We start from the raw sequence: 13,010 nt of genomic DNA, 5'->3' as shown, positions 1-13,010 counted from the left end.
CGTATGATGCACATTACCTTTTCTATTAAAGATAAATATTCTTATTGCTTACAGGCTATTATTTTTACAATGCTAACCTTGGGTTACAGCCTGCCTGCAATTAGTCAACACCCAACGCAGCTATTAAATGGAAATGGACAAAAAACCGAGTTGAACAATGGGTGGTTTTTTAAAAAAGCAACCGAACTAAGTGCTGGAAAAACCTTAGGCAAATGGGGTGAAGCCGGGCAAAAACTAAAAGATTGGGAACCGGCCACTGTACCTGGTACCATACTTACCAGTTTACTTAATAATAAGAAGATCCCTGATCCCTTTTATGCCATGAATAATAACCGGATCCCGGATATATTCAATACAGGCAGAGATTTTTACACCTATTGGTTTGTCAAGGATTTCCAATTGAGTGATATCTCTGATCTTAAAAAGGGGGATCAATATTTTTTGCATTTGCGCGGTGTCAATTACGGTTTTGACGCTTATCTCAATGGGCACAGGTTAAACCCAAAGACGCTGAAAGGTATGTTTATACGCCGCAGCTTTAATATCACTAAGTTCTTATCTAATAAAGGCCTCAACAGGCTGGCCATCATCGTGTATCCGCCCGATCCGGTAGGCAATCCCAATGGGGGACAGGGAGGGGATGGCACCATTGCAAAAAATGTTGCGCACCAATACGTGGCTGGCTGGGACTGGATTCAACCCGTCAGGGACCGCAATACTGGTATCTGGGATAAAATATGGATAACCAAACAAGGCGCCGTGCAGCTAATGGATCCCCATATCGTAACTCAGGTACCAGGCAAAAGAATGCCGGATGATCCCCATCAGGCGCCGGCCGTAATTGTTTCCGCCCTTACCCTGCATAACAGTTCAAATAAGCAGGTTACTGGTACCGCCAGCTTTAGTATAGACGGCAGGACCATTAAAAAATACGTGTCCTTGAATCCGGGAGAAATCAAAGAGGTACATTTTGATCCTGATACAATTATACACCCAAGGCTTTGGTGGCCAAATGGCATGGGCATTCTAAATCCGGGAGAACAAGGAGGGCAGGCAAAAGCATCCAGGACGGGGGATGATCATCCAACTTACAATATCAACAATCCAAATTACCAGGCCAGTTTATACCTGGCTGGGTTTCGGTTTACACTACAAGATGAGGTCATATCAGACAGTCTATCCTTACAAGTTGGTATCCGTCAACTTACCCACAGGTGGAATGACCGGACACGTAGCATGGAAGTTCTGGTCAACGGGCAGCCCCTGTTTATCAGGGGCGGCAACTGGATTGTATCAGATGCCATGCTTCGGTTATCCAAAGAGCGTTATGACGCAGAAGTGCGTTTTCATCGGGATATGGGTCTCAACCTGATTCGTGTCTGGGGAGGTGCCCTAACGGAACGCCCTGAGTTTTACCAGGCCTGTGATAAATATGGTTTATTAGTAATGCAAGATTTTTGGGGTTCAGGAGATTGTAATGGCAGATGGCAAGATCCCAAAAAGAAAGACGATATCTGGACCAGACGAGACTATCCAGATGATCATACTTTGTTTTTAGCCTCAGCAGCGGATCAGATCCGCATGCTGCGCAACCACAGCTCGCTGGCCATCTGGTGCGGTGGCAATGAAATCACCTTGGCGCCCGATCTGCAAAACGGTCTGCAAGACAGTCTACTACCACTGCTAGACACAACACGCTGGTATATTGACTTCTCTAATTCTGATAGCATGTCTTTTAATACTTTAGGGGGCAATGGAGACGGTCCCTATGGCATCCAGTCTCTAAAAACATTTTGGGCGCATAGAACCTATCCTTTTAATTCAGAGATTGGTTCCGTGGGAATTGGAGACAGTACCTCTTTAGCCAGGTTCCTGCCGAAGAGCAGTTTACCTGTTAGGCTGCCTGAACCAGATGCAAAAAACGGTTACGATCACACAACTTTGATTGACAGTGTATGGCAATACCACAAATACATTGGCTACGATCATTATATCAATAAGTATGGCAAACCTGGCTCCGTTTCAAAATTTGCCCAAATTGCCCAGTTAATCAACTATAACCAATACCGTGCTCTGATGGAGGGCTTTACGGCCCACCAGTGGGATTGGTATACTGGTTTTATTATCTGGAAAACGCAGAATCCATGGACGGCCATGCGCGGACAGATGTATGATTATTACCTGGATCCAAATAGTTGTCTGTATGGGTTGAAAAAGGGCGCTGAAAAGATTCATTTAATGTTTAATCCGGCAGATAGTGGTGTTTACATTGTCAATAATACCTATAAAACAGTCCGTAATCTGGTTATGGACATCAAAGTCAGTCATTTTGATGGAGATACCAAACTCATCACCCGAACAATCACCCAGGCCATTGCACAACATCCCAAACTACTGCTTAAGCTGTCTGGTGCCTTAAGTAGGCCAGCAGCCGCAAAAGGGCTGTTATTATCGCTCAGGTTACTGGATCTCCATAAAAATATCGTCAGCAATAATATTTACTGGACCAGCGATGCTGACGGCAATTATAGTGGATTGCAGGACATGGCAAAAGCAACAGTCGCCATTAAAGCCAACTGGACAATCAATAAAGCCGGGCAAAAACAAATCACCGTCAGATTTACCAATCCAGCGCGTGCAGTTCCAGCCTTTTTTAACCGGATTTCTTTGGTAAATAAAGTTTCAGGAAAAAGAATACTTCCCAGCTTTTACAGTGACAATTACATTACGCTTTTACCAGGAGATTCGTCAACAATTTATATAGATCCGCCTAACACTTCACTGCAATCCACGCTGGTTCATCCAAACCAGGGCAAAGCCGTTTTTACGCCCACGAAATGGCAGGATATGCAGCTCGCTATTGAAGGCTGGAATTTGCCAGAAAAGAAAGTACCGATTGAGTAATAGGCTACAATAGAGCTTAATCATACCTGCAAACAAAAGCCTGGATAAGTTCTAATTTTAGGTTTTTAATCCAGGCCTTTTGTGCAGTAAGGTGGCAAAATAAGCATAAAAATAAAGTAATTGAAGCTACTGATAATGCCACAAACGCGCCTTAAAGCGCCTTTTTATACACTTTTAATTGATTACTGTATTTTTGATTATAATTGTACCAGACCATATAATATTTGTCGTCAATGACTAATTCATGTACATCCCGCGCTTCATAAATACGCGTGCCGTCACTAAAAATTAATTGGTCCATACCGTCCAATTTATAATCATCAACTTCAAGTGCCCAGGACGTACCTAAAGGTGTTGTCCATCCGCGACTCACTTTAATCGCCTGATCATATATTTTTTTTCCGTTCAAATACGTTCCTTTTTCAAAACCACTATTTTTCTCAGCTGTTGTGGCAAAAAAGTTTTGCCCACTTTGATCCAGCCAGCCGCCAGAAATTAATACATTTTCCAGGGTTTTTCCATTTAAAAAATACACATTTCCTTTATTGGGCTCCGTTTGCATCTGCATGACCGCTGCGGACTGGCTCGTTTCAGATCCGTCTGCTCCCTCACTATTATTATGCAACGATGCATTTAACGAAATGGTGGCTGATGCAATAAGGACGGCGCCACTGGTAAATTCCCTATTTGCAATTAAATCACCGCCTGTAGGCAGCTGTCTTGTTTGTCCATCCATGCCCAGAATATAATATATGCCCTTTTCTGTAGCTTTAAGATCAGGACTGATTTGCGCAAAAAAATGCTGGCGATCCTTACTGACCACGAGATCACCTACGAGTAAATAAGGCCCATATTTTTTTTGATTGAACTCAATGATGCTGGCCATCCCCCCTTGGCCAACACCTTTTTTCACATAATTTTCCGCCTCCTTTTTTGCGTTTCTGACCAGTTCTTCGCTCCATGGATAATCATATTTTTTATGTGCGGCCAGTAGATTTACTTCTTTTTTTAATGTCCCAGCCGTATATGTTTTTGTTACGATTCCATTTGTATAGAGTTGCACTTGATCCTTATCAGAACCTTCTCCTAATTCACTGAGCGCTTCACTGTTGGTAAAAGTGCCGACGGGTATCCATGCAGTTATCTGTTTATTTTGCAAGCTTATGCTGGTATAATCCATAAAAATGTACTGATTTTTAGCATCTAGTGTAATGGCACAAATTTCTTGGATATTATGGGCAGCAGCGTCCTTTAAAGTAGCCATATTGGGGTCTGTGCTCCCTAAAAACCGTTTAGTAGGATTCACCTGAGTCGGTTGGCCTTGCGAAGCGGCAACCGACGCTGCAGAGGCGGGATTACCTTGCTTTGGTGGCGTAACCACCAGTTCTTTTACGGTCTTTTTCAGTTTTTTTAAAAACTGACCCTGACTAGCGGGCATCCAAAAGAAAACCACCATTAAGGTGAATAAAATTGCGGTGCGAAAAGGTTTCATGGCATAATTTTTAAATATTTTTTATAAACAAGGAGTCCAATCCATGCGCTACGGATAGGTAATTTTTGTCAGATCGGTGGTAGTGGTAATACCGGTATCCATATTGAACTCAATGGTTCTGACCGGACCGATACCTTTTGCCAGCCAAATCATAATGTCAAAGTGAGCAGTATTATCTGTTGTATAATTATCCGTGGGAGAGGTAATAGAAATAATTCTTTGCTGGGTTCTTAGATAATGAACACGGATGCAGTTATCAAATGTACCGGCAGCGGTAGTAATGGTGCCTGATGAATCAATAACTGCTTTATTTTCTGTTTGAATCATTTTACTATCCATTTTACTGTCTTCAGTGATATTCAGCCCATGCCAGGTTGCTGTGACAGTGGAGGGAAAAGCCTCCTTTTTTAAGGCGTCTTTGTGAGGCAATCGCATAACAAGTGGCTTTTCTTCATGCGTAAAACTACTAAAAGAGGCAGCAAGGGTTTGCAATAGCTGATAATAGACAGGAGCGACGCTATTTATGGTCTCGGTATAATCTTTATTGTGGCGAACAGTGCTATAGATTTTAATACCCGCAGCAACTGCCTGTAGGTTGGCTACCTGGTAACCCAAAGAGTCATGTATCTCTGTATATTCAACCAGGCTCCCAACGCCTGCTTCATCTCCAAAGATAATGGTATACGTCAGCAAAGTACCTTTTTTATCCGCCATATAGGCAGCATTTAAATCAGATCCGCCTTTTGAAGGGTCGTCGCCTCCAGGATTCTCTTTTGAGTGAGGGTCATCTTTCTGACTACTGGCGCTCGATTTGGAGCATCCGCTCACCCCAGCAAAAATTAAAATGGCCATAAATACCATCCATACCCCAAAAGCCCTCATTTTATTTTGCGGCCAGGTGACCGCCTTTGTACTTTTCATTTGCATCATTTTATTTTATATAAAATTTAAAGTCAAGGCATTAAACATATTAATAGGCTTATTTGTCTTCCAATGCCTGGATAGCCCTTTTGTCGTCTGCCGACAAGCCTTCACCATCTGTAATCTTCCAGAGGCAATCCTGAATAACACCAATAGGTCCGAGTATACTGGGCGCTTCGCCTGGATCCAGATTTACTTTTTTATTTTTTAAAAGATCAATCAGTTCCCTTATGGGTGCTGCATTACAAATAGGCCCAAAAGCATATTTGCTTTCAATTGAGCTCCCGCTTCTGTGTTCATTTGTACAGTAGGCGTAGAATAAAGTATTACAGGTACCCCCTTTGGTTAGACTAACCTGTGTATTCTGAATAAGCATACCGTTTTGATCCTCCGTGCTGGTTGATTCAAAGGTAAGTCCAGCCGGAAATACAAGCAGTGTATCTTTGTCCGTTTTATTGACAAATTCCATGGAAACCAAAACAAAAGCACCACTACCAACTACCTGGCAATAACCTGATCCTGGATAGATAAAATCTACGGCCTTAATCCCGCCTTTGATTTCAACATTGTTACTAAATACAAAAGCGTCTCCTATAAGCGCATCGTGGGACGCGCCCATGCCACTTATATGCCCGGCTGTCTGATTAGCGCCAGGCGCATCTTTTTTTATGGGTGAATCTGATTTGCTGCAACTAATTATTAAACAACAATAAAGACAGAGAACCATTAATGGTATAGGTGTAAATTGGAAGAATTTTGATCGCATTAGACTTTTTTTAGTAGATAAAATACTGTTTGAATGACCCGGCACTCGGTTTACATTTTAATAAACTCAACCCGACGGTTATTGGCTTTACCTTCCTGCGTGTCATTGCTATCTATGGGTTTAGTTTCTCCAAAACCTTTGGTCGTTAACCTATCCTGGGATATGCCCATGCTTACAAGTTGGTCTTTTACGGCAGCCGCTCTTTGCTGGGAAAGCACCAAATTGGCCTGATCTTGTCCATCGCTATCTGTGTGTCCATCAATTTCAAACTTAAGTTCAGTGTGGGCTCGCATCATTTTAACCACTTCATTCAAAGTTCCGGTGGATTCAGGTTTAATGGTTGATTTTGCCACGTCAAACAAAATGCCGTGTGTGATGAATTTCCCGTCAGTAATAACTTTATTATATTTATCCGAACCACCCGCGGCCAGGCGGAAATTTTTAATTTTAATGCCGTACCTACCATCAATATTAATAGCCATTTTTTCAGCACCAAGATTTAGGGTATTGGAGGCGGCTACTCTAAAGGCATCAATATAAACTTTGCCAATATTTTTATTAACATAAAAGGCTATGTGATGCCATTTATTATCTGTTGATAAGGCTTTAGCCAGATTTTCTGCCAGACGAATATGGCCACCTGTGGCCCATTCCACAGCAGAGCCACTGGTTATTCTGAGCCTGTAAACGGGTGATTCAAAGAAGTTTTGAGTGGCTTTCATAAAAACAACGTCAAAATAATTAGCATATCTCATATAATCTTCCTTGTTCTCAAAAGACATATCAAATTCAACCGTAAATTGCTCTGGCAGGTAACTTTCCGTTGACATAAGGGGCGTTATGGACGTGCTGCCACCTTCATCCAGATGGAGGATTTTTTCCCCTTCATAACTTTGGATTTCTGCATTGCCTTTTAGCAACTTAAACCTGGCAGGCAATTCTGCATCCGCCTCTTTACTGATGTCTGGTTCAAAGATGATTTTATCCCCTGGCACAAAATCATAACTTTTATAATCACTGATAGATTTTGCGGCATTCCCACCACCGACTACAACCGCCTTATCGTCGCCGCCTGTAACAGTTGTAGGTGCCGGTTGACCATCTTTCCCTTGAATGGCGCCTTCTGCCTTGTTCATGGCATTTGTGGTAACGTCCTGAGACTTTTGGGTGATTTTATTTTCTACCGTCTGTTTTACCCGGTCTTTTACTTTTTTCCAAATCTGGGCGTTGGCTACCGTAAGCCCTGCCATTAGACAACCTATTAGAAGAATAACCTGCATCTTAGCTTGGTTGATTTTAAGGGCGCTTTTTTTTAGTTGAATAAACTGTTTCATCACTGGAATTTTTTGATTAAAGTTTTTTTTAATGGCAAGCGTAAAAATTGCCTGCCCTGGCTGCATGAATTTTAATTATATTGTGGAGGCGTGTGCTGTGCTTTATTTTAGACTGACTTTTAACAATGCGAAGTTCCATTATGAACGAATGCCAGACAATCCCGTAATTACTGGTTTTTTAAATCTCCCCTGAATAGGGGATTTTTTATGATTCTTTGGAAAGTTCAAAGGCTTACAGCAATTTTACAATCAGCAGTCGCCAACAAAACCAAATGCTTTTACCTTAAATTATTGATTATATGTTTAAAACGGCAAAACGACCCAAGAGATCTCCCTTTTTATCCAGACAAGAATTACGGCCTGCACACGCTATTTTTTTAAGTGCTGGCTTAGACTAATTTCGCCTGATGGTAATAAACATACCTAGACCCTAAATAAAATTATCCATGAAAAAAGGCAATATTTTCCTATCATCGCAAAGTGTGGCATCCATGGAGAGCGCATTAGAGCAGCTGGGAGCCTCCCTTACAGCGTTAAAAAATGTCGCTAATAATATAATGCCTGAAGTGTTAATCCTTGAAGGATTAAAGCCAGCCATTGAAATACTGATAAACAACATCAATATTTCAGGAAAACTTACCGCTCACCTGCAGATTGACAATGCAAACGAATACCTGACTACTGAAACGCAAATTATATTGTACCGAATAGTTCAAGAACTGCTGGATAACGTAATGGAACATGCTAAAGCCAGTGAAGTATGGATTGAATTGAGCAGGCAGTCAGACAGATTTACCTTAATTGTAATAGATAATGGCAAAGGGATTGACCTTTCTCAACTTTATATAAAGGGAAACGGCCTGGCAGTTGTAAAGGCTTATGCGACCTATTTAAATGGATCCATAGAGATTCACAACACTTCAATAAAAGGATGTAAAGTGATTGTGGAAGGAAAATGCAGTTAATAAAAATGCCCCTAATCTAAGTAATTCATCCTATAATCCGCCTGGTGCGCCTAATTCGAGCTTGTTTTTTTATATTGATTAGTTTCGGTTTTCAGCTCATTTTTTATTTATATTTTTATTCTTTTTTGTGCATTTGGACTAAATTTACCCTTGAATTCAAAAAGCATGACCAGCTGCAAAACAAAAGCGATTTTATTTATAAATAGCCGAGGCCTGGGAAATTCCCTGCGGCATCGACAATTGGCCTTTATTATGGAACCCAACTTAGGCGAATTCAACAAAATACCACATCAATTTTTACAAAATCAATAATTGCTTTAATGGTTAAATTACTGGAACACAAGTGCACGAAAGACCGGATACGCCTAATGATTACTTTATTGTTTAATTTGATGACACTATGCCTCCCATCTGCCTCGCTATTCAGCCAATCTGCCTTGGGAAAACAATTAGAATTACCGGATTTCCATCACAGACAGTCAGAACAACAATCAATTTGGGTTAACTCTTTGCCAACAAGTACGAGATTAAATTGGCGATTTAAAACGAATGGGCAGGTGGTGTCTTCTCCAATATTATATAAGGGCATTTTATATGTTGGCAGTAATGACGGTCATTTGTATGCCCTCAATGGAAAGACTGGACGCTTAAATTGGAAGTTTAAGACCGGTGGCGCTGTCAGCAGTAGTCCGGCAACAGATGGTAAATATGTATATTTTGGCAGTATGGATGGGTATTATTACGCACTGGATTTACAAGGGAAAATCGTCTGGAAATTTGCCACGGCAGGGGAAAAAAGAATCGGCGCCAAAGGATATGGTGGTATGCAGCCAGACAGTATGTATATGGAGGATTTGTGGGATTATTTCCTTTCTTCTCCCATCGTTCAAAAATAAAGGACACTACCTATGTATTTTTTGGTAGCAGTGACGCCAACCTATATTGTGTGAATGCGGCCACCGGGCAGCTAAAATGGCATTATAAAACCAAAGGTCCTATTCATACAACGCCCGTTATTGCAAATGGCGTTTTATACTTTGGTGGATGGGACACCTATCTGTATGCATTAAATGTGAACACCGGACAGCTACTTTGGCAATTTAAAACCGGTGATAAGCCCTTCATGCGGGGCATTCAGTCCTCCCCAGTGGTAAGCAATGGAATGGTATATTTTGGAGCCCGGGATGCACATGTTTATGCCTTGAATGCACAAAACGGCCACCTAATATGGGCACACCCTACCGCGAACTCCTGGGTACTGACCACAGTTGCGGTGGGTGACAGTCTGGTTTTCGCCGGGACTTCAGATACCTACCTATTATTAGCACTGGATAAAGATACCGGTGAAGAGAAATGGCATTTTAAAAGCCGCGGTTATGTGTATAGCTCACCAGTAATAGCTGGTGAGCAAGTTGTATTTGGCGATTACACAGGCAACCTGTATGTTGTGGATATCAGATCAAATGGGAAAAAATTTATAAAATACCCAACACCATCGCGTCAAAATTCTGCAGGCACCATCTTAAATATGGATACCCTCGATTTTAAATTCGCGGCCAACGGTGCTGATCTTTATTTATATAAAACCAATCAGAAAGTCATGGAAAGCTTTGACCAGCTAGGAGGCATTGTCTGCTCAGTATTGCTCCATAACAGAAAGGTTTATTTTGGAGCCAATGATGGTTATATTTATTCAGTTGAATTAAAATAGGGGGTATAACGGTAACACGGTGCTTTCAGCGCCAGTTATCCAGCATTTTTCTGCTACGCTTCACAAACCGGCTGCCAGCACGTTGCATGAATAGGAGGTATTCACGCCATTGTATGGGGTGAACCTGTTTGTTTTGCATTAAAATCTTTAGTGTTCTTTGTGGTTTTAAGGTCCTCATGGTCATAGCTTTCAGTAGTTATATAGTTTTTTATTATAACATAATACAATCAGAAAAGCAAATATTTATTTAAAAGCCAGGTGAATTCTGCCAGCCTAATCGAAACTACTGGTTTTATTTAAGGCAAAGATAGCGAGGTTTAGCCTTTAGCATATCGCCTTTAAAATTGGTAACAATTTATTTATCTGGTAGATAGGTGAGGGTAAAAGTATTTTCAAAAGACTAATTTTAATTTTTGAAGAAATGATTCCCAAATTATCCCAAAAAATGACGCTTACCTATTAAATACTTGCTTTTTTACAATCAATTCAATCTAAAAGGGGGTGAGTTTGCCGCCTTCCCCAATTAGAAGTGCCTTGTCTATCCCAATTTGTTGCAAAAACAAGGAATCATGACTGCAGACTAAGATGGTTCCTTTATAATCGGCTATCACCTCCGTCAAAATTATCAGATTTTCAAGATCCAGGTTATTGGTGGGCTCATCTAATATCAAAATATCAATGGCCTCTTTTTGGAGTGATAAACAACACAGCGCCAGACGCATGCGTTCACCACCACTCAAAGTAGCGCAGGGTTTATCCCAATCATCCGGTGTAAATAAAAATCGAGTTAATAATATACCTACTTCGTGACTGAGCATACTTGGGTGTTTATATAAATCAACCTGTTGTCTGACACTTAACTGATTTTGAATTATTTGATAATCCTGATCTAATTCAAATATGCGGTTAGTTGTCGTCAAAAGCTCACCCACTGTTGCCCTTTTTTGCCACTTATAAGAGCCATGAGGGTCGATTTTCCACTACCATTTTGGCCTTGTATTACCCATCTGCTGTCGCTGTATAAACTGAAATTAATGGGAACCGGCCAGACTGAAAGGCCGCCTTGCTGATAACAATAACATACATCTCTGGCCTCTACCAATAATTTACCTTTTTGTAAATCAGAATGTGCCAATGCCAGCCGCATACCAGTATTTTGCTTTTCGCGTTCTTTGAGCATTTTAAGCTCGACGCGGATATCCGCTATTTTCCCATCATGGCTAGCAGAAAGCCTGGCAGTACTATTTTCTGCCTTATTTTTTAAGCTGTGCTGTAATATGGTGGGTAGGCCCGCTTTTTCCTGTTTACCTTTGCCTCGGCTGTCCAATTTTTGTTTGCGTTCAATTGCCTGTCGACGGGTAATTTCAGCCTCTTTGAGTAACTGGGCTTTAGATTTTAACTCCTTTAAAAATGCATCTCTTTGTTTGGTCATTTCTTCTTGATAAAAGCTATAATTGCCACCATATGAGCTGAGGCCTGACTGATCCAATACCAAAATACTATCCATTTTATCTAGTAAGCGTCTGTCATGACTGACAATTAGGGCGTTACCTTTATAGCTGTCCAAAAACTGGTAAAGTAATTGTCGGCCTGCGCTGTCCAGGTGATTGCTGGGCTCATCTAGCAATAATAAGGCTGGATGATGCAAGGAAACACCACTAAGCAATACTTTGGTTTTCATGCCTCCGCTAAGTTGACCAAATAACGTGGAAGGTTTGATCATTGGGAGTTGCCATTTTGCAAGCGCAATCGCCAGCTTTTCTTCCAGATCCCACTGTTCATCAAGATCTGTGAAAAATTGCGGCTCAGTATTTCCAGCTAAAATTGCCTTTAATGCCTTTAATGGCCTGTCAATACCCAAAACTTCCTGGATGCTTAAATGATCAAACTGTCCATAGTGCTGGGGCACATAATAAGGCGTATCACTACAATGTATATGCCCATGCGAAGGGGATAGCTTGCCTGTAATCAATTTCAATAGGGTCGATTTGCCATAACCATTAGGTCCGGTAAGGCCAGTAAGCCCTTGCGGTAATGAATACTCAAGCTGCTCAAATAATAAAGATCCATTGGGATGACTAAAAGCCAATTGGTGAAGATGTAACATAATTTCTTTTCTAAAATAGCACAGAGGCACCCGTTAAAGCGACCTCAAACAAATACCCCAGGTACAAAACCCGGGAAATCATGCCAGGTGGTCTGCAAAAAGCAACCAGCCCGTTGATCGTGGTGGAAAAGAAATTATAATTTCATTGCGGTACTGTTACAATTAATATGGCTGCAAAAATAGGAAAATCGAATAGAAAAGTAGAAATTAATTTTTTTAGACATCAAAAAACGCCCGCAAATGGACGCAAAGTAGTCAGGAAATGCTCATTGAAATTAAAAAGAAAACTAAATTACTGATATACAATATAATACACTTTTCAGTTCAAATAATCACTAAAATACCTGCTTGCAGCCATCCTCTTTTTGCTTTAGGTATTCAGTATGGTAGACAAGTCCCGCTTTGTTCTTTCTTAAATTGCTCAAAAAAAGTTCATTAATAAAGTCTGAACAAATACTTATTAATAAGTGAAGTGCAACCAATAGGAAAAACTTCTAAAATTTTTATGGTTACCGACCTTGTTCAATAAGTTATTAAATTTATATGACGCTCTTATTATAGCCTTCACTTATTGCGCTAAATACTTAATTTTCAAGATATAAATATTATCGTGCAGTGATATTCTATCAAAGCAGATAATATTGAACTTATCATGCGCAGCTTTTAAAGACAGATTATCTAAATTAAACGATTGTACCACATCCCAACTTTCAGTATAAAAATGTTAAGCAATATAGGAACACAAATGCTTTATCAAATGTCCAATAAAATGGCCTATCAAAAAAAATCATTAATATCGCTAAGCATTCT

At 40.6% G+C, this 13,010-nt stretch carries 10 protein-coding genes; 4 read left to right on the top strand and 6 right to left on the bottom strand.

Annotated features, from left to right (window positions below):
* Positions 1–3: 3 nt before the first annotated feature.
* A complete protein-coding gene (locus tag FSB73_RS19460) occupies positions 4–2,904 on the top strand; it encodes a glycoside hydrolase family 2 protein (protein ID WP_225974191.1) in 2,901 nt (966 codons plus the stop codon).
* 151 nt (positions 2,905–3,055) lie between these two features.
* Here the strand turns inward: FSB73_RS19460 and FSB73_RS19455 are convergent, their stop codons facing one another.
* Genes FSB73_RS19455 through FSB73_RS19440 form a run of 4 tightly spaced genes read right to left on the bottom strand, consistent with a single transcriptional unit; the run spans position 3,056 to position 7,417 of the window.
* On the bottom strand, positions 3,056–4,396 hold the full coding sequence (locus FSB73_RS19455; RefSeq protein WP_146786038.1) for a hypothetical protein: 1,341 nt from the start codon (positions 4,394–4,396) through the stop codon (positions 3,056–3,058).
* Positions 4,397–4,444: 48 nt separating this feature from the next.
* Entirely contained in the window at positions 4,445–5,317 is an 873-nt protein-coding gene (locus FSB73_RS19450; RefSeq protein WP_146786035.1) for a hypothetical protein, read from the bottom strand.
* A 58-nt stretch (positions 5,318–5,375) separates the two neighbouring features.
* A complete protein-coding gene (locus tag FSB73_RS19445) occupies positions 5,376–6,083 on the bottom strand; it encodes a hypothetical protein (RefSeq protein WP_146786034.1) in 708 nt (235 codons plus the stop codon).
* A gap of 50 nt (positions 6,084–6,133) precedes the next feature.
* Positions 6,134–7,417, bottom strand: a complete 1,284-nt coding sequence (locus tag FSB73_RS19440; protein WP_225974190.1) for an OmpA family protein — start codon at positions 7,415–7,417, stop codon at positions 6,134–6,136.
* A gap of 446 nt (positions 7,418–7,863) precedes the next feature.
* Between FSB73_RS19440 and FSB73_RS19435 the strand changes: the two genes are divergently transcribed.
* The 3 genes from FSB73_RS19435 (at position 7,864) to FSB73_RS19425 (ending at position 10,093) form a co-directional block, all read left to right on the top strand.
* Positions 7,864–8,382, top strand: coding sequence for a sensor histidine kinase (locus FSB73_RS19435; RefSeq protein WP_146786031.1), 519 nt, complete (start codon positions 7,864–7,866; stop codon positions 8,380–8,382).
* Between the two features lie 320 nt (positions 8,383–8,702).
* A complete protein-coding gene (locus FSB73_RS19430) occupies positions 8,703–9,278 on the top strand; it encodes an outer membrane protein assembly factor BamB family protein (RefSeq protein WP_146786028.1) in 576 nt (191 codons plus the stop codon).
* Entirely contained in the window at positions 9,239–10,093 is an 855-nt protein-coding gene (locus FSB73_RS19425; RefSeq protein ID WP_158639616.1) for a beta-alanine-activating enzyme beta-propeller domain-containing protein, read from the top strand. Before FSB73_RS19430 ends, FSB73_RS19425 begins: the two co-directional genes overlap by 40 nt.
* A 491-nt stretch (positions 10,094–10,584) precedes the next feature.
* Here FSB73_RS19425 and FSB73_RS27015 read toward each other — a convergent pair whose 3' ends face one another.
* Together FSB73_RS27015 and FSB73_RS19415 are read right to left on the bottom strand one after the other, a co-directional pair.
* Entirely contained in the window at positions 10,585–11,025 is a 441-nt protein-coding gene (locus FSB73_RS27015) for an ATP-binding cassette domain-containing protein (RefSeq protein WP_158639615.1), read from the bottom strand.
* The gene (locus FSB73_RS19415) at positions 11,010–12,200 is read right to left on the bottom strand and encodes an ATP-binding cassette domain-containing protein (RefSeq protein WP_146786021.1); all 1,191 of its coding nucleotides are present in this window, start codon (positions 12,198–12,200) and stop codon (positions 11,010–11,012) included. Before FSB73_RS19415 ends, FSB73_RS27015 begins: the two co-directional genes overlap by 16 nt.
* Positions 12,201–13,010 lie beyond the last annotated feature (810 nt).

This window comes from Arachidicoccus ginsenosidivorans (genome assembly GCF_007971385.1).
Taxonomy (GTDB): domain Bacteria; phylum Bacteroidota; class Bacteroidia; order Chitinophagales; family Chitinophagaceae; genus Arachidicoccus; species Arachidicoccus ginsenosidivorans.
Note: the sequence above shows the minus strand (reverse complement) of the source record. Positions and strands in the feature narration are given on the sequence as shown.